Here is a 17,233-nt window from a genome sequence, read left to right as displayed (position 1 = left end):
GAGCGCCGCGTTGCAAGTCACGCTCCTTATCCCGGGGTGATGCCTAGGCGGGCAAGGCGCTGTCTACGGTGACCGGGTCGTCGCTTTTCACCAGCGCTGCCGCCTCGCGGTTCGTTTCCACCGCGGGAGGAGACCCGCGCAGTGGCATTCCGGCAGTCTCCTTGACGGTCAGCATCGTGATGAGCCCGATCGTGGCCGCCCCCATCAGGTAATAGGCCGGTACCAGGGGGTCGCCGGTCTTGGCGACCAGCCATGCGGTGACAAGCGGGGTGGTTCCGCCGAACAGCGACACCGAAATGTTGAAGGCGATCGAAAGCGCACTGTACCGCACAGGCGTATAGAACAGCGCGGGCAGCGTGGCGGGCATGGAACTGGTGAAGCACACCAGCGCGATGCCAAGCAGCATCAGCCCGAGGAAGATCAGTCCGTCGTTACCCGTCCCGATCAGCATCATGCACGGGACGGACAGCACGATCAGCGCGGCGCAGGCGCCGATGATCATGGGACGCCGGCCGATCCGGTCGCTGAACAACCCGCCCACGACATTGAGCGGCATCATGACCACCATCACCAGGATGATGAGCAGCAGGCCCTTGCTCTGGGCATAGCCCATGGTCACGGTGAGATAGTTTGGCATGTAGGTGAGGAGCATGTAGTCCGTCACGTTGAACACGAGCACCAGGCCCATGCACTTCAGCAGCTGATTACGGTGCACCTGGAAAAGATTCCTGAGGCTGGGCCGGTCGATCTCGCGCCTGTCCACCTCCTGGGTGTAGGCCTGAAAGGCCGGGGTCTCTTCCAGCTTCAGCCGCATGTACAGGCCGAGCAGCCCGAGCGGCCCCGCGACCAGGAACGGAATGCGCCAGCCCCACGCCAGCATGTCCGCCGGCGTAAGGCTCATCTGCAGGGCAGTGACAGTGCCTGCACCCGCTATGTAGCCGCCCAGCGTGCCGAACTCCAGCCAGCTGCCCATCTGGCCCCGTCGGCGGTCGGTGGAGTATTCCGCGATGAAGGTGGCGGCGCCTCCGTATTCGCCGCCGGTCGAGAAGCCCTGCACCAGCCGCGCGGCCAGCAGCAGCAACGGTGCGCCGATGCCGATCTGCGTGTACGCCGGGATGAGGCCGATGGCGAATGTGGCGGCCGCCATCATGATCATCGTGGCTGCAAGGACCTTGTGTCGGCCGTAGCGATCGCCAAGGCTACCGAACACCACGCCGCCCAGGGGACGGACGAGGAAGGCGGCCGTGAACGTCGCGAATGTCGCGATCAACTGTGCGGCCGGGTTACCGGTCGGGAAGAACACATGGCCAAGGGTGATGGCCAGATAGCCGTATACCCCGAAGTCGAACCATTCCATGGCGTTGCCGAGTGCGGCTGCGCCGACGGCGCGGTTCAAGGTGGATCGCTCGACAAGGATGACGTCGTCGATGGTCAATTCGCTGCTTGGTTTGAACCAGCCGAAACGGGCGCTCAGCGCCTGGCTCGCGGACATGTTTTTCTCCGGTTCCGCCGAAAGCTGGCGCAATGGTGCGCGCCTGACACATGGCGGTGAGGTCGATGATCGACCATGGAATGGAAGCGACGCCGGAAGCGGCATCAAGCGGGTCGCGCGGACCTACACATAGATTCCACTCTGTGGGATCGCTATAGACGGATCGTGCTTCAGGCGGGACAGTCGGAGTGAGCCGGGCCGCCCTCCGCACCGTAGTCGCGCCATGCCTCAGCTGTTGCTGGTTGGAGAGACAAAGGCGGGCCGGGCCAGGGCCCGCCACCATTTCAAACGCGCGCAGTGTTATGGTCGCGCGATCCAAAGCGCTGCGCCCCCACGAGCCTGGGGCGCAGCATCAGGATTGGGACATGGGATCAACGAGCCTCACACGCACGCTTGTGCGAGTAGCCGTCAACCCGCCGTCAGGAAGTTGCGGGGTCGCGGCCGGCGTTTCGTCTGCCCGAGATGAGGTCATCTTCCGGTTTCGCCTTGGCCACGCCGGGCGCGGTAGACGGAGTGGCGTGTCCTTCGTTCGCGGGAGTCGAGGCGAAGGGCTTTGCCTCGGCACCTGCGATGCCGCTGTCCATGTCGGCTTCGGTCGCGCCCTGCGCATCCACGCTGCCGGTGCCCGCCTGGCCTTCCTGGCCGCTCGATGCACTGGAGCTGTCTGGCCCCACTGAAAGCTTGCCCATGTCTATAGCCTCCTTGTCGATGTGATACCAATGGAGCGGCGCCGGAAAGCGCCGCTCCTATTGTGCGTTGTGCTGGGAGCGACGTGCGGGCGTCAGCTGCGCAGGCTGTCCGGCACGACGCCGCCGTTCTGCGCCAGCTTGTCCATGACCGCCCGGTGAAGAGCGATGTTCTGTTCCGCAGAACCGTCCGCGCCTGCATGCACGTTCAGCTCCTGGGCGAGCTCCTTTCGGGCGGCGAGGCTGGAATCGAGATCGAGCAGCTTGAGCAGATCGACGATCGACGTCTTGTAGTTGCCGCCGTGATCGTCCTTCATCCCCGCCATGGCTTCAAGTACGGCGCCCACGTCAACCGATTGCGGCGCGGGGGTGGGGGTTGCCTGCGGGGCGGCGGCAGGCGCGGGCTGCGGTGCATGGGTTTGTGCCGGAGCCGGGGTCGGTTGCGGAGCGGCAGGGGCCGCCTTGGGTGCGGCTTTTGCCTTGTCGTGATGGAAGATCTTGGTCAGGATGTTTCCGAAAACGCTCATATGTTACTCCCGGGCAGGTGTTGACGGGCGCATTGCCCGCTTGCTGCGACAAACGCGCGGCTCGGCGAAAGGTTTGACGGAACGTTCATGGGTTGATGGCCGTTCAGCCCTCGTCCCGAACTTTTCAACGCGGAGCCAAAAATCATGAAGCATCAACTGCTGTTCGCGGCGTCTCTCGCCGCCGTCAGCCTCGCCGGCTGCAACAAGCAAGCCGATCCGGCCACCGAAACCGCCACTACCGCCGCGGCTTCGGAGCCCGTCACCGAAGCCGCGACCACCCCGGCCGAAAGCCCCGGCCAGGCATTCGCCAATGTCGCGGCGGCAAGCGACACTTTCGAGATCGAGACGTCCAAGCTCGCCGCAACCAAGGCGGAAGCGGCGAAAGTGAAGACTTTCGCGGAGCAGATGATCAAGGCGCATACCGATTCCACCGCGAAGCTGAAGGCCGCCGCGAGCGAAGCTACGCCCGCGATCACGCCCATGCCTGTCCTGACCGCGGCGCAGCAGGCGACGCTCGACGAACTTCGCGGCAAGTCCGGCGCCGAGTTCGACCGCGCCTACATCGCCGCGCAGGTAACCGCGCATCAGGCGACGCTGGATGCCCTGAAGGGGTATTCGGCGGGCGGCGACGTGCCTTCGCTCAAGGCATTCGCGACCGAGCTCGTCCCCATCGTCACCGCGCATCTCAACATGGCCAAGGCGCTTTGATCGCTGCCTTCCACCAGCCGCCGCCCTTCACGGGCGGCGGCATCGTTCCGCCCCGGGGTGCGGGACGCCGATCCTTGTGAGCACTGCCGGCGTCACCAGCCCGGCGCGGGCATTGCTGGTGCGCCAGGTGCGGGCGATCTTCAACGACTACGAGCGGGGCGACCGGCCGGTTGTTCCTTCTCCGGATGCCCTATTCAAGGAAGATACCGCCATCCGCCTCGTCCATGCCGACGTCGTTGCGATGATGGTCGGCGGCATGCGTGCCTTGTTGCTGCAGATGCTGCACCCGGCCGCCCTGCAGGGCGTTCTGGACCATTCCGACTTCCGGCGCGATGTTCAGGGAAGGCTGCGGCGAACTGCCCGCTTCATCGCCCTCACCACGTACGCGCACCGGGACGAAGCGCAAAGAGCGATCGAAACCGTCAACGCGATCCACACGCGCGTGCGCGGAACTATGCCCGATGGCCGGGCCTACTCCGCGACCGATCCGCGCGTGCTGGCCTGGGTTCACGTGGCGGAAGCGACCAGCTTCCTCGACGCCTACGTGATGTATGGCGATCCGGCATTTCCACCGTCCCGGCAGGACGAATACTTCGCTCAGTCAGCAACGATCGCCGAGGCGCTCGGCGCCGCGCCGGTGCCACGCTCACGCGCCGAGGCCCTTGCCCTTATAGGTGAGATGCGCGGCGAGCTCGTCGGAAGCGCGGCGGCGCGCGAGGTGGCGCGGTTCCTCCTCAAGGGAGACAGCACCCGGCGAACCGGAGCCATCGAGCGCACGCTCTGGACGGCGGCCGTCGATCTCCTGCCGGCATTCGCGCGACCCATGCTCGGCCTGGAGCGGGCACGTATGTCCGGGCTGTCCGCGATGACTACCACCCGCATGATGGCGCGCACGATCCGCTGGGCCTTTGCCGGAAGTCGCTGAGGGGCTCTTGCGTCTCGCGGACTGAGCCGGGACCAGCGCCTGCGCTCAGCAATCCTCGGTGGCAGAACCATGCCCTGAAATGATGGCCTCGATCGCCATGATATGGGCGAGGTGAGTGAGCCCCTGAGGGAGATTGCCAAGGAACGCCCCGGTCCTGGGATCGACCATTTCGCTGAAGATCCCGACGCCGTGCGATAGCCCCACGGTAATCTCCTGCAGCGCCTGCCGTGCCCGATCGGTCTCTCCCATCAGGGCACGCGCCTCTGCCATCCAGAAGGAACAGGCGATGAAACAGCCTTCCTCCTCGTGCACGCCGCTGTAGCGGAAGTGGAAGGGCCCTGTGCTAAGCTCCCGCTCGATCGCGTCAAGGGTTCTGGCAATCCGCTCCGGCTCGTCGAAGCGGAAGCGAACCGAGAGCGCGAACGCGGCGTCGAGGCCTTCGGAACCGGGGTGCAGGACATAGGCTTGCCGCTTTTCCGACCAGCAGTTGTCGTTGATCCAGCGCTTTACGCGGTCGCGTTCGCGCGCCCACCGTTCGCGGCAGTTGGGAGGGAGCTGGCCCTGGTCCACCAGCTCCACCGCCCGGGCAAGCGCCTGCCAGCAGCTGATCTTGGAGAACGTGTAATGTTCGGTCTGGGGCAATTCCCAGATGCCGGCATCCTTCTGCCTCCAGTGATCGGCGCACCTGTCCGCCAGCTGGACGAGCAACTGTGCGGTCGAGGAATCGAGGATGTTCCCGCAGGAGACGAAGCGGGAGACGGTCTCGAAAATGTCGCCATAGATCCCGTGCTGATGTTGCGCCGTGGCGACATTGCCGCGGCGGACAGGGCCGGTGCGCCGCCAGCCGGGCACGTCGATCTCGACCACGTCCGGCGCGCAGTCCCCGTTAAGTGTATAGAGGACGCGCAGATCCTTCTCGGCGATCCGCTTGAGCAACCAGGTCAGCGCCGCCTTCGCCTCCGCCTGCGCTCCTGCGGCGAGGAAGGCCTTGATCGTGTAGCCCGCATCGCGAACCCAGGCGAAACGGTAGTCGTAGTTCTTCCTGCCTCCGATCCCCTCGGGCAGCGAAGTGGTCGCCGCCGCCGCGATCGCGCCCGAAGGCGAAAACAGCAGCAGCTTCAGCGCCAGCGCGCTGCGGATGAAATCGTCGCGCCATTCCCCCGCATCGAAGATGCGGTGCGCCCAGTCTCGCCACTCCTGATCCGACAGGTCGATCCGTTCGTCGATGTCGGCAAGGGGTGGCACCACCAGCGGCTCGTCTTCCCCGGCCACGATCGCGACTACCTCGCGGCTGCCGGGAGACACCGAGAAGCGCGCGAGTATTGCCTCGTCCGTCCGTTCGCACACCACCCCGTCGCTGCACAGGAAAAGGCCGAGCACGCGGTCAACATGGAAGACATCGTGCCCGCCGATGGTCGACTGGTAGGGGCTGGCGGCATTGGCGCGCCGACCGGGGCGCATCTCGACGCAAAAGCGCATAGTGCCGTCCAGTCCGTCCACCCGCCGGGCAAGCTCGGCCCAGGGAAGACGACCCGCGCTTCCGCTGTTCATCGACTCCACCAGCACTGCCCGCGCGCCGTCTGTCGTGAACGTCGTCTCGAGCACGTTGCTTTCCGGGCGATACCGGCGCTCGACGGTGAATGGATCTTCGGGCTGGATGATGAAGCGGCCGCCTTCCTCCGGATCGAGCAGACGGTCGAACAGGGGCTGGGAATCCATGTTGGGCACGCACCACCAGTCGATGGAACCATCCGCGCCCGACAGAGCGACGGAACGGCCGTCGCCCAGTGCCCCGTAATCCTCCAGCGCAAGATATCCGTCCTGGCGCTTGCCCCTTCGTTCCCTGGCAGAGGCGGAACCGTCCTCGTCGCCGCGTCCCAGCATGTGCCTGACCGTTGCAGCTCCGGCGGCGAGGGCATCGGTCACGTTGGCGCTCATGGTTTCTCCTGCGAACGCAGCGTACAAGTCGTGCGACCGGGGCGGGTTTCTCCCTGCGGCGTGTCTTTTTTGCATTTCGCCGGGTCGGCACTTCACGATAGGCTGGCGGAACCATCCCGTGGAGCGTCCGGTTACTCCGTCGAACAGACAATCCAGACATGGAGAACAGGATGAGCATCGCTTCGGCACTCGGCTTCGGCCGCAAGGTTCGATACGCGATCGTCGGTCTCGGCGACATTTCGCAGCAGGCGCTGATGCCCGGCGTCAAGCACACTGGCAACTCGGAGATCACTGCGCTTGTATCGAGCGACCGGGAGAAGCTCGGCGCTCTGGGGGAGCGGTACGGGGTGGAGCATCGCTACGACTATGACGAGTTCCCGCAGCTGATCGCGTCCGGGCAGGTCGACGCGATCTATCTCGCCACGCCGAACTGGCGGCACGCGGAGTTCGCGATCCCCGCGCTGGAGGCGGGGATCCATGTGCTGTGCGAGAAGCCGCTCGAGGTCACGTCCGAAAAGTGCCGCGAGATGATCGCGGCGGCAGAGCGAGGCAACGCTTTGCTGATGACAGCCTATCGCCTGCATTTCGAGCCCGCGAACCTGGATGCCATCAGGCGCATCCGTGCGGGCCAATTGGGCGAACTGGTCGCCTTCACCTCGTGCTTCTGCCAGATGGTCGACCCATCCAACCACCGGGCAGGCAACGGGATCGAGGCGGGGCCGCTTTTTGACATGGCGCCTTACCCCATCAACGCCATTCGTTTCCTGTTCGGCGCGGAGCCGCTTGAAGTGGTTTCCGCCGTCGCCACCCGCCATCCGGGCGCAGGCCTTGGCGAGCTTGACGATACTTTCGCCGTGACCTTGCGAATGCCGGGAGAACGCCTCGCGCAGTTCACGGTCAGCTACTTCGCCAACCAGATCGACAGCCTGATCGTCGCCGGCACCAAGGGTTCCATCCATATGAACCCAGCCTTCGGGTACGGTCCGGGGCTGGAGCACCACCGCAAGATCGGCGAGCAGCAGGATCACGAAACCTTCAAGGCCACCGACCAGTTCGGCGGCGAGCTGAAGTATTTCTCCGAGTGCATCCTCGAAGGTCGCACGGTGGAACCCGATGGCGAGGAAGGCCTTGCCGACATCCTCGTCATCGAGGCGATCGTGGAAGCGTTGCGTTCGGGTGGGCCCGTCAAGGTGGCGCCGCTCGCCCGTACGCGCCGGATAGCGCCTGACGCGCAGGAGCAGCGGCTCAACCCGGTGAAGGCGCCGGAACCGGTCAACGCCTCGTCGCCGACGGGGCGGTGAAGCGAGCCCGAGAGCGAAGTGCCTTGAGCCCGTCCTCACACGGCCGTGAGCCCATCCCCCCGCTGAGCATCGTGTTCGGCTTCGGTCCCATGCTGCCGATGGCGCTTGCCGCCATCGGCGCGTGGGTGGGAGCAGGCCCCTTGCCTGCGCTTGCGGAGTGGCTCGCGATCATCTGGGCTGCGCTTATCCTCGCCTTCGTGGCGGGAGTGCGCCGGGGGTACGGCTTCGGAAATCCGTCCGCGTCGACAGGCGTCCAGATCGCGACGATGCTCGCCTATTTCATTCCGGCAGGAGCAGCGTTGATCCTTGCCGGGCTGCAGCAGCAGGCCCTTGCCCTGGCCTGCCTGGCAGGCGCCTATATCCTGGTGATAGCACTGGACCGACAGGCCGCGCTGCAAGGCAATGCGCCCGGGCACTTCGCGCGGCTGCGGCCAGTGCAAATGGCCATCGCCGTAGTGGCGATGGCCGCTTTGCTGCTACGCCGCCTGATCTAGAGGCAGCCTGATCAAGGTCAGTTCGCCGCGACGTCGTCGAGCGCGCTGCGGATCGCCTCGACCTTGCTGTCGTCGTTCACGTCGACAGAGACGGTGATGGCGCCCGTAAGCGCGCCATCGCTGCGTCCTTCCTCCAACGGCGCCGGCGCGTCCCCGCCGCTGGGCTGATCGCCGGCGCTGTTCTCGTCACCGGCGGAGCTGACGAACACGTCGGTGCGCTCGATGCCGAACTCCTGGACGAGGCGTTCGACGGCAAGTTCCGCGCTTGCGCGGGTGGCAAAGGACTTTTCGATGCTGGTGCTCATGATGATCCCGCTTCTCGGTCAGGAGTGATAGCCGGCAGGCGAGGCGGCCGGCTTGAAAGTCACGGGACGAAGGCCTTCCAGGTCCTCTTCCGGGATGTGGCCATGCGGATCGGGGCGGAAGTGCGGGTCTGCGCGCAAATTGCCGTCGCGACTGTCGTCACGAATGGCGTTGCGCTCAAGGTCGGTGGGTGAATGACCAACGCCCGAGACAGGCGCGGATGCCGCTGCGGCCGGGCGTGCCAGCAGCTTCTTTCCTGCGAAGACGGCAAGCCCGAGGAGGGCGAGTTTGCGGATCATTTTTCGTATCCCTTTCCTGAAAAGAGGTCGACGGACTCAAGCATTCCCACGCCCGCATGTTCCTTGCGCCAAGCACAAGGGGCGCGAACAACGATGAACCGGCATCGCCCGGCGGTGACTTCGATCAGTGCCCTGTCATTGCTGCGCAAAGCGCGTCTTGGGCACGTGCGTGATGCGGCATGCAAGGTCCGCTTCGCCCGACGCCACGATGTAGTGGTCTCCGCCGTCGGCTATGCCGGTGGTGAAGACGACATCGCGCACGTACATCAGATCTTCCAGCGGCCGGGTCAGCTCGGGCGCGGCTTCAAGCAGCGGCTGGTGTTCGGTCCGCACGACGATGCTGGGATCGTCCCGGTCCAGAACCGACCAGTAGGTGCGGTAGATGCCCACGATCTCCTTGGGCTCCACGCCATGCCACAGCGTCAGCCAGCCATCGTCCGTGAGGATCGGAGGCGCGCCGCCGCCCATCCGCGCCGTGGCGACGGTGGCCGCATGTGGCCGGATGCCGGGCTTGTGCCATGGTTTCCAGAACAGGGCATCGGGCGAATGGGCGAGATTGATCGACGGCCCGGCCCGCCACTCGCTTCCCGGCGGATAGGCGAAGTAAAGGTCTCCCAGGGGGCGGGTCTGTGCCCAGTACTGATCGCCGATCAGTCCCTCGAAGATCAGCATGTCCTTGTTCTGGTGATCCAGCACGATAGCCTCGAACGTCCAGTCGAGACCGTCGGGCGAGCTGTAGAGCGTGGTCGAATGCCGCTCGGGGCTGACCGAGCAGGTGGTCATCAGATAGCGATCCCCCACCCGGCTGATGCGCGCATCCTCGACGCCGTAGCACTGGAAATCGTACGCGGGCGCGATGGCGCGATCATAGTGGGTTTTGACGATCTCCAGCCCGTCCGGGGTGAGTTCCACCGGAAGCAGCCACGACAGGGAGGTGAGCGCCATGATCCGCCAGCCCCCGCCGCGCAGCAGGAACTTGCGCGGGTCGGCCGTCTCTGCATGCTCCAGAGGCCATGGGTCGAGAACGTAACGCCCTTTCCCTTCTCCGCCTTCCCAGCGGATCGCATGAACGTGCCCGTCGCGTATCGGCTGGCGCAGCGCTTCGGCAACCCTGACCATGGCCAGCAGGTTGCCGTTGGCAAGCCGCGTCAGGCCGGGGTTGAAGGCGCCCAGCACGTAAGTCTCGGCATCGAGATGCCCCGCGAGCGGCGAGCGGGAAAGATCGACGTCGTGGGGCGTGATGACGAGGCGGTCTACCGAGTAGCTCATTCTTCCTGCGCCCTTGGCACGATGGTGAGTTGCTGGACGACGGCCCTCCGTGGTTGGGTGAGAAGATAGTGCACGCCCACCGCGATGTCCTCGGCCCGGAGCATCGTCTCCTCGCGGATCATCTCGCGCTGCTTTTCAGCCGGAACGTCGGGATACTGCATGTCGGCGCCGGTCTTGCCCGGCTCCACCAGCGAGACTTTGATGCCCTTGCTGCCCAGTTCGCGCCGCAGGGCTTCGGAGAAACCCGCGATGCCGGCCTTTATCCCTGCATAGACGGTCGATCCGGGGCCTAGGACGTGGGCGCTCATGGAGCCGATGAGGACGATGTCGCCCTTGTCCTTCAGCAGTTCGGCGCCGGCATGAGCGGTGGTGAGATAGGCCGTGAAATCCGTGGCGATGGCATAGCGCAGTTCCTCCACGCTCACGTCGGAGAGGCCGCCGGCCGCCACGGCCGCGTTCACGACCACGATGTCGGGCGAGGGCAGACAGGCTTTCGCAGCCTCGAAGAACTGACGGACGGCGTCGGGTTCGGCGAGATCGAGCGCGATCCCGTCTCCTTCGCCCACTTCCCGGATGCGTTCGAGTGCATCCTCCAGATGCTCCGGCGTGCGGCCGCAGATGAACACTTTTGCGCCCTCGCTTGCAAGGAGCACGGCGATGGCGCGGCCGATGCCGGTGGTCCCGCCGGTGATGAGGGCTTGGCGGCCTTTCAGCGTGGATAGCTGGGTATGTGCGTCGGCAAGGTCGGTCATGATGTCTCCTGCATCGGCCTGAACTTGCCCAACCGCTTTGCGCCCCATGCCGTTCCCGTAAATTCACCCCGCACAGGACGGGGAGGCGCTTCCCGCTCCGCCACGAGGTCCGCTCACCGAAAAGCAGGATAGCGGGCGGCAACCAAACCTTGCCGAGCCCGTTGGCCAGACAAGTCCACAAAGGGCTCCATGACCCTGATTTCGGCGTGTTCGGTACTTCGCCGGGATCGTCCCCGATACGCGAGGACCCGATGCCACTGACGATCAACGGAACGGATCACGACTTCACAGGTGATCCGCGAACGACCCTGCTCGATTTCCTGCGCGAGGACTGCGGGCTGACCGGAACCAAGAAGGGTTGCGACCACGGCCAATGCGGTGCCTGCACCGTCCTGGTGAACGGCCAGCGGATCAACAGCTGTCTCACCCTGGCGGTGATGCACGAAGGCGATGAGGTCACCACCATTGAGGATTTCGGAACGGCTGAGGAGCTTCATCCGCTGCAGGCCGCGTTCGTCCGCCACGACGGGTATCAATGCGGATATTGCACGCCCGGCCAGATATGCTCGGCCAAGGCGATGCTGGACGAGGCGGCGAGCGGCTGGGCCAGCTTCGTCAGCGAGGATCTCTCTGCACCCGGCAGGCTGACGCCCGAGGAAATCCGCGAGAGGATGAGCGGCAATCTCTGCCGCTGCGGCGCCTACTCGAATATCGTCGATGCCATCACCGAAGTTCTGGAGGCGGGTCGATGAGGGCGTTCACGTATAGCCGGGCCGAGGCGGTCACTCACGCGGCCGAACAGACCCGCGACGGTGCACGGCTGATTGCGGGCGGCACCAACCTGCTCGACCTGATGAAGCTGGAGATCGAGCGGCCGGACGAACTGGTCGACATCAACCGTCTCGAACTCGGCACGATCGACGAGCAGGATGGCGGTCTGCGCATCGGTGCGCTGGTGACCAACAGCGCTTGCGCCGCCGACGAGCGCATCCGCCGCGACTATCCGGTGCTCGCCCGCGCGATCCTGGCGGGAGCCACCTTCCAGTTGCGCAACAAGGCCACCACCGGCGGCAACCTGTGCCAGCGAACGCGCTGTTATTACTTCTATAACCGCGACCAGCCCTGCAACAAGCGGGAGCCGGGCAGCGGCTGCAGCGCCCTTGGCGGCTTCAACCGCATCCACGCGATCCTCGGCGCAAGCGAAAGCTGCATCGCGACCTATCCGGGCGACATGGCGGTGGCGCTTGCAGCGCTGGATGCCAAAGTCGAGATCGCGGCAGTCGATGGCAGCATCCGCAGCGTGCCGGTGCGGGCATTTCACCGGCTTCCCGGCGACACGCCCGAGCGGGACAACGTGCTCGAGCCCGGCGAGGTGATCACCGCTGTCGTCCTGCCTTCGCCGGCGGGCGGCGCACAGCTCTATCGCAAGGTGCGCGACCGGGCGTCTTATGCTTTCGCACTGGTGTCGATCGCCTGCGTGCTAGGAATGGAGGACGGGCGCATCAGCCATGCCTCGCTCGCGTTCGGGGGGCTGGCGCACAAGCCGTGGCACGACGAGCGGGTGGACGCGCTCCTGCTCGGCCGCGAGCCGTCGGACGCGCTGTTCGACGAGGCGGCGGACGTCCTGCTGGCCGACGCACGGGGCTATGGCGCCAACGACTTCAAGATACCGATGACCAAGCGCGTGCTGAAGGCCGTGCTGCGCGAGGCGACAGGAGAAAACGCATGACCCGTTCGCTCACCATGGATGAACCGGACGAGCGCAACCGCCTTGATGCCATGGCGCAAGGGGTGATCGGCAAGCCTCTCGACCGGCCCGAGGGACCCCTGAAGGTATCTGGCTCCGCGACTTATGCAGCGGAATACAGGTACAAAATACCGGGCTGCGTCGAAGGCGTGCTTGTCACGGCGACGATCGCCAGGGGCGAAGTCACTCTGCTGGACGAGAGCTCGGTGCGCGACTTGCCCGGCTTCATCGCCGTGATCTCCGACGAGCGCATGATCGCGCGCCCAGCGCAAGGCGGCGCGGGCGAGTCCCCCGTGCGCAAGGTGCGCGAGGTGCAGTACTACGGGCAGCCCATCGCTCTCGTGGTTGCGGAAACCTTCGAACAGGCACGCCATGCGGCCAAGCACCTCAAGGTCGAGTACCGCGAGGAGCCCGATGCGCTTGTCGATCCCGCAGACGAGCGGGCGACATTCGAGCCTTTCGAGGATCCGACGATCCAGGGAGATCTTGAAGGCTCCATGCGTCAGGCGGCCCACGCGGTGGACGTCATCTACACGACGGAGGGCCACAACAGCGCGGCGATGGAGCCTCATGCCAGCATCGCCCAGTGGGATGGGGAGACGCTGACGCTTTATTCCAGCCTGCAGATGCTGCGCTTCAACCGCAAGGAACTGGCCGACGCGCTGGGCATCGAACCCGAGAAGGTGCACCTGCTTTCGCCTTACGTGGGCGGCGGGTTCGGCTCGAAGCTGGGTATCAGCCCGGAGGGTGTGGCAGCGGCCGTGGCGGCGATCCGGCTGGGTCGACCGGTGCGCGTGGTCATGCTGCGCCAGCAGGTGTTCCAGTGCGTCATGCGCCGTTCCGAAACACGCCAGCGGCTCCGGCTCGCCGCTGACGCAGAGGGGCGGCTGATCGGCTTCGGTCACGAGGCATGGGTCTCCAACCTGCCCGAGGAGGAGTTCGCCGAGCCTGTCCTCCAGGCGAGCGAGTTCCTCTATCCCGGCGAAAACCGGGTGCTCGATCTGCAACTCGCCCGTGTCCACCGCGTCACCGCCGGTTCGGTGCGCGCGCCCGGAGAAGCGGTCGGCATGCAGGCGCTCGAGGCGGCGATGGACGAGCTTGCCGAAGCGAGCGGCATCGACCCTGTCGAACTGCGGCTCCGCAACATTCCCGAGCGGCACCCGAGCGAGGACATACCGTACAGCTCGCGCAAGCTGGAGGAATGCCTTCGCAGCGGGGCCGAACGCTTCGGCTGGGACAAGGGCCCGCGCCGTCCCTGCCAGCGGCGCGAGGGCGAGTGGTGGATCGGCAGTGGCATGGCGACGGCCACGCGGGTGCACAATCTCAACGAGGCCCACGCCCGCGTCACGCTGCGCGGCGACGGCACCGCCGAAGTCGCCAGCGACATGACGGACATAGGCACCGGCACGTATGCCGTGCTGGGCCAGATCGCCGCCGAAATGCTGGGCCTCGATCCGGCGGCGGTAGACGTGAAGCTTGGCGACACCGCCTTCCCGCCCGGTTCGGGCTCGGGCGGAAGCTGGGGCGCCTCCTCAACAGGTTCGGCCGTGTTCGAAGCGTGCGAGGGCATCCGCGAGGAACTGGCAAGGAAGCTCGGCTGCGCCGAAGCTGGTCTTACGCTCAAGGATGGCCATGCGGTCAGCGGCAATCGCAAGGTGCCGCTTGCCGACCTTCTCGAAGGCCGTGACGTCGAGGAGATCGGACACTTCAAGCCCGGCAAGATCGCGGAGGCCTTCGCGGCTGCCATGTACGGCGCGTTCTTCACCGAGGTGGCCGTGAACGCCTACTCCGGCGAAGTGCGGATACGTCGTTTCACGGGAGCCTTTTCGCTGGGCCGCGTGCTGAACGAGAAGACCGCCACGTCGCAGTGCATGGGTGGCATGGTCTGGGGCATCGGCAGCGCCCTTACCGAGGATCTGGTGTTCGATCCTCGCGATGGTCACATCGTCAACCCGGACCTTGCGGAGTACCATCTTCCGGTAAACCTCGACGTGCCGCACCTCGACGTCCTGCTGGTGGAAGAGCGCGATCCCGCGGGCAGCCCGCTGCAATCGAAGGGCGTGGGCGAACTTGGCATCTGCGGCGCGGCCGGTGCGATTGCCAACGCGATCTACAACGCCTGCGGCGTGCGGCCCCGCAGCTTCCCGATCACGCCCGACAAGCTGCTCCCCGGCCTGCCCGAGGTATGATCGGAACATCGAGAAAGGATGAGCACATGACCTGGAAACGCGGGGCGCTCGGCGCCGGTATCGCAGCGGCCGGTGCTGCGGCCCTTTATCGTCTGTGGCTTGCACGATCGGGTGCCGCCGATCCGAAGCAGGTCGGATATCCGCCGCTGGCATCGCCCAAGCAACTCGACGAAGGCCTCTGGATCGTCGACGACACCATGGTCGCGAGCGGCCTCTCCCTGCCGGTGAGGATGACGGTCCTGCGGCTGGATAACGGCGATCTGGTGTTGCATTCGCCCACCGCCTTTACCCCCCGGCTCGCCGGTGCGCTGCGCGCGCTCGGACCCGTCCGGCACTTGATCGCGCCCACTACGGCGCACTGGACGAACCTTGCCGACTGGCAGCGGGCCTTTCCTCAAGCGGCCACATGGGCCGTTCCGGGCTTGCGCGAACGGCTGCAGGTACGGCTCTCGAGCGTCCTCATCGACAGCGATCTGGGCGAGGAAGCCCCTTCGGAATGGGCCGATGCGCTGGACCAGGGGCTCATACGTGGGGGCGGCGGTTTCTGCGAAAGCTACTTCTTCCACAAGAGCAGCCGCACGCTGATACTCTGCGACACGATCCAGAACCTTGAACCGCACAAGTTACCGCCCGTGACTCGCCTTGCCGTACAAGCCGCAGGCGGAAACCGGGGGACGACCGCGCATCATGTCCGCAAGGCGCTGAAGCTGGGAGGAGAAGCGGCCCGCAAGGCGATCGGCCGCGTCACCGCGCTGCAGCCCGAGCGGGTGATCTTCGCACATGGCGCGATCTTCGAAACGAACGCCGCCGCTCGCCTGCAGCAGGCGTTCGCATGGATGACCCGGGCGTGACGCAGGCGGCCGACCGGGCGAGATCGATCCGCGACAGCGCGCGGGAACAGGCCCGATCGGGTGGAAGTTCCATCAGGATGGAGACACGCACATGAGCCGAAGCAGCGCCGGGAAGCGCATCGTCATCACCGGAGCCTCGAGCGGGATCGGTGCAGCCACTGCCATCGCCTTCGCCCGGGATGGCGCGCGCGTGGTGCTCGCCGCCCGCGGCGAGCCTGGCCTCGAAGACATCGCGCGCCGCTGCCGCGAGGCGGGAGGCACGGCCGAGGTTCGGGTGCTCGACGTGACGGACGCCGAAGCGGTCGCAGCCTTCGCAAGCGAGGCACGCGACCTGCTGGGCGGCATCGACCTGTGGTTCAGCTGCGTCGGCGTGGGCGTGGTGGGCAAGTACCAGGACGTCCCCCTTCAGGATCATGAGGAGGTGATCAAGGCAAACCTCCTCAGCCACATGTACGAGGCCCACGCGGTTCTGCCGATCTTCCTGCAGCAGGATCGCGGGACATGGGTGAACATGATCTCCGTCGGCGCCTTCGTTGGGACGCCCTATGCGGCAGCTTATGCTGCCAGCAAGTTCGGCCTGCGCGGGTTCAGCGAGGCGCTTCGAGGCGAACTGTCCAAGCGGCCGAACATCCACATCTGCGATGTCTACCCCACGTTCGTGGATACGCCTGCGGTTGGGCATGCGGGAAACTACACGGGCGCTCGCCTTTCGCTTCCGCCCGGATCGCTGCCGCCAGACACCGTCGCCCGGGCGGTGGTCAGGCTTGCACGCCGGCCGAGGAACTCGACCTTCGTGGGCGCACCCGGCATCGGGCTGAAACTGGTTCAGTTCGCCACGCCCAACCTGAGCGCCTCCATGATGAACGGCTTCATGGACGCCTGGTCGCGCAAGGCGGAGCGGGGCGAAGTCACCGATGGCACCCTGTTCTCGCCGCCGACGACGCCGAGCGGACCCGACGGTCATTCGCGGCGGCCGGAAGTGCGCCGTAAGGCGGCGATCGCCGCGGGCGCTACGGCGGTGTCTGCCTTGGCAGGAGGAGCCCTGCTGCTCTTGCGGCGCGGGCGCACAGACCGTTGAGGCAGGCATTCACGCGAGTGGAGGTACATAGTGCTTGAACATGTTCCAGCCTGGCTCGGATCGCTCCTGAAGAACGTGCGGGCAGGCCATGCCAAGCTCGCGATTGTGCAGCAGGACCTGGGCCTCACGCAACTCGCGATCGAGCTGTCGAGCCCCGCGTTTGCCGATGGGCAGCGCCTTCCGGTACGTTTCACCGCAGATGGCGAGGGCTCCTCGCCGCCACTCGTCTGGAATGCGGTGCCACCGGAAACGGCATGCCTCGCGCTTCTGGTGGAGGACCCGGACGCTCCCGCTCCCAATCCGCTCGTGCACGCTCTTGTCTGGGCGCTTCCTCCCGATACCAACCGTCTTGCGGAAGGCGAAATCCTTCCCGACGGTGCGGGTTCGGACGACGGGCGTGATGTCGGCCGGAACAGCTATCTGGGTGAAGGATGGCTGCCGCCCGATCCGCCCACGGGACATGGTCCGCACGACTACGTGTTCCAGCTCTTCGCTCTTTCGGAGGCGCCACAGCTAGGCGAGAATCCCGGACGCTCGGAATTCGTGCGCGCGATCACAGGGCGTGTTCTGGCGGCCGGGGTCCTGATCGGGACTTACTCCCGGGGCGAGGCTGCCCAAACCCCGACTGCAGAAGTGGCCGGGCTGCGGCCGGCAGGAGCGTAGGCGAGGCTCGA

General features: G+C 65.9%; 19 protein-coding genes. 11 read left to right on the top strand and 8 right to left on the bottom strand.

Annotation, left to right across the window (positions count from 1 at the left end; all coding sequences use genetic code 11):
- Positions 1 to 43: 43 nt before the first annotated feature.
- Positions 44 to 1,435: a glycine betaine/L-proline transporter ProP gene (gene proP / locus GR702_RS16865; RefSeq protein ID WP_237449768.1), complete on the bottom strand. Its 1,392-nt coding sequence runs from the start codon at positions 1,433 to 1,435 to the stop codon at positions 44 to 46.
- Here proP and GR702_RS22115 point away from each other — a divergent pair.
- Positions 1,428 to 1,625, top strand: a complete 198-nt coding sequence (locus tag GR702_RS22115) for a hypothetical protein (protein ID WP_202408341.1) — start codon at positions 1,428 to 1,430, stop codon at positions 1,623 to 1,625. The two genes, proP and GR702_RS22115, sit on opposite strands and share 8 nt — an antisense overlap.
- A gap of 286 nt (positions 1,626 to 1,911) precedes the next feature.
- On the opposite strand, the gene GR702_RS16860 is transcribed toward GR702_RS22115, so the two are convergent.
- The gene (locus tag GR702_RS16860; protein WP_160986951.1) at positions 1,912 to 2,181 is read right to left on the bottom strand and encodes a hypothetical protein; all 270 of its coding nucleotides are present in this window, start codon (positions 2,179 to 2,181) and stop codon (positions 1,912 to 1,914) included.
- Positions 2,182 to 2,273: 92 nt separating this feature from the next.
- Positions 2,274 to 2,705, bottom strand: coding sequence for a DUF3597 family protein (locus GR702_RS16855; protein WP_160986950.1), 432 nt, complete (start codon positions 2,703 to 2,705; stop codon positions 2,274 to 2,276).
- A gap of 144 nt (positions 2,706 to 2,849) precedes the next feature.
- Here GR702_RS16855 and GR702_RS16850 point away from each other — a divergent pair, with 144 nt between their 5' ends.
- Positions 2,850 to 3,413 carry a DUF4142 domain-containing protein gene (locus GR702_RS16850; RefSeq protein WP_160986949.1) on the top strand — a complete coding sequence of 188 codons (564 nt, stop codon included), beginning with the start codon at positions 2,850 to 2,852 and terminating at the stop codon, positions 3,411 to 3,413.
- A gap of 76 nt (positions 3,414 to 3,489) precedes the next feature.
- Positions 3,490 to 4,338, top strand: a complete 849-nt coding sequence (locus GR702_RS16845; RefSeq protein ID WP_160986948.1) for an oxygenase MpaB family protein — start codon at positions 3,490 to 3,492, stop codon at positions 4,336 to 4,338.
- A gap of 45 nt (positions 4,339 to 4,383) precedes the next feature.
- Here the strand turns inward: GR702_RS16845 and GR702_RS16840 are convergent, their stop codons facing one another.
- Complete coding sequence (locus tag GR702_RS16840; RefSeq protein WP_160986975.1) at positions 4,384 to 6,222, bottom strand: glycoside hydrolase family 15 protein; 1,839 nt, start codon at positions 6,220 to 6,222, stop codon at positions 4,384 to 4,386.
- Between the two features lie 224 nt (positions 6,223 to 6,446).
- On the opposite strand from GR702_RS16840, the gene GR702_RS16835 reads away from it, so the two are divergent.
- Both GR702_RS16835 and GR702_RS16830 read left to right on the top strand, forming a co-directional pair.
- The gene (locus tag GR702_RS16835) at positions 6,447 to 7,577 is read left to right on the top strand and encodes a Gfo/Idh/MocA family protein (protein ID WP_160986947.1); all 1,131 of its coding nucleotides are present in this window, start codon (positions 6,447 to 6,449) and stop codon (positions 7,575 to 7,577) included.
- Positions 7,578 to 7,600: 23 nt separating this feature from the next.
- Positions 7,601 to 8,071: a DUF3429 family protein gene (locus GR702_RS16830; protein WP_237449767.1), complete on the top strand. Its 471-nt coding sequence runs from the start codon at positions 7,601 to 7,603 to the stop codon at positions 8,069 to 8,071.
- Between the two features lie 17 nt (positions 8,072 to 8,088).
- Here the strand turns inward: GR702_RS16830 and GR702_RS16825 are convergent, their stop codons facing one another.
- The 4 genes from GR702_RS16825 to GR702_RS16810 all read right to left on the bottom strand — a co-directional run bounded on the left by GR702_RS16825 (position 8,089) and on the right by GR702_RS16810 (position 10,694).
- The gene (locus GR702_RS16825; protein WP_160986946.1) at positions 8,089 to 8,376 is read right to left on the bottom strand and encodes a hypothetical protein; all 288 of its coding nucleotides are present in this window, start codon (positions 8,374 to 8,376) and stop codon (positions 8,089 to 8,091) included.
- Between the two features lie 18 nt (positions 8,377 to 8,394).
- Positions 8,395 to 8,673, bottom strand: a complete 279-nt coding sequence (locus tag GR702_RS16820; RefSeq protein WP_160986945.1) for a hypothetical protein — start codon at positions 8,671 to 8,673, stop codon at positions 8,395 to 8,397.
- A gap of 135 nt (positions 8,674 to 8,808) precedes the next feature.
- On the bottom strand, positions 8,809 to 9,942 hold the full coding sequence (locus tag GR702_RS16815) for a glycoside hydrolase family 130 protein (protein WP_160986944.1): 1,134 nt from the start codon (positions 9,940 to 9,942) through the stop codon (positions 8,809 to 8,811).
- On the bottom strand, positions 9,939 to 10,694 hold the full coding sequence (locus GR702_RS16810; RefSeq protein WP_160986943.1) for an SDR family oxidoreductase: 756 nt from the start codon (positions 10,692 to 10,694) through the stop codon (positions 9,939 to 9,941). The genes GR702_RS16815 and GR702_RS16810 overlap by 4 nt, the downstream gene beginning before the upstream one ends.
- 251 nt (positions 10,695 to 10,945) lie before the next feature.
- Here GR702_RS16810 and GR702_RS16805 point away from each other — a divergent pair, with 251 nt between their 5' ends.
- From GR702_RS16805 to GR702_RS16780, 6 genes are all read left to right on the top strand, one after another.
- Positions 10,946 to 11,446: a 2Fe-2S iron-sulfur cluster-binding protein gene (locus GR702_RS16805; protein WP_160986942.1), complete on the top strand. Its 501-nt coding sequence runs from the start codon at positions 10,946 to 10,948 to the stop codon at positions 11,444 to 11,446.
- The gene (locus GR702_RS16800; protein WP_160986941.1) at positions 11,443 to 12,423 is read left to right on the top strand and encodes an FAD binding domain-containing protein; all 981 of its coding nucleotides are present in this window, start codon (positions 11,443 to 11,445) and stop codon (positions 12,421 to 12,423) included. The genes GR702_RS16805 and GR702_RS16800 overlap by 4 nt, the downstream gene beginning before the upstream one ends.
- Positions 12,420 to 14,630, top strand: a complete 2,211-nt coding sequence (locus GR702_RS16795) for a xanthine dehydrogenase family protein molybdopterin-binding subunit (RefSeq protein ID WP_160986940.1) — start codon at positions 12,420 to 12,422, stop codon at positions 14,628 to 14,630. The genes GR702_RS16800 and GR702_RS16795 overlap by 4 nt, the downstream gene beginning before the upstream one ends.
- Before the next feature lie 26 nt (positions 14,631 to 14,656).
- The gene (locus GR702_RS16790; protein WP_160986939.1) at positions 14,657 to 15,481 is read left to right on the top strand and encodes a DUF4336 domain-containing protein; all 825 of its coding nucleotides are present in this window, start codon (positions 14,657 to 14,659) and stop codon (positions 15,479 to 15,481) included.
- Positions 15,482 to 15,572: 91 nt separating this feature from the next.
- Positions 15,573 to 16,559, top strand: coding sequence for an SDR family oxidoreductase (locus GR702_RS16785; protein ID WP_160986938.1), 987 nt, complete (start codon positions 15,573 to 15,575; stop codon positions 16,557 to 16,559).
- Positions 16,560 to 16,589: 30 nt separating this feature from the next.
- Positions 16,590 to 17,222 carry a YbhB/YbcL family Raf kinase inhibitor-like protein gene (locus GR702_RS16780; protein WP_160986937.1) on the top strand — a complete coding sequence of 211 codons (633 nt, stop codon included), beginning with the start codon at positions 16,590 to 16,592 and terminating at the stop codon, positions 17,220 to 17,222.
- Positions 17,223 to 17,233: the final 11 nt, after the last annotated feature.

The organism is Novosphingobium silvae (assembly GCF_009856825.1).
Taxonomy (GTDB): Bacteria; Pseudomonadota; Alphaproteobacteria; order Sphingomonadales; family Sphingomonadaceae; genus Novosphingobium; species Novosphingobium silvae.
The sequence above is the reverse complement of the archived record's forward strand: the minus strand, read 5'-3'. Positions and strand labels throughout refer to the sequence as shown.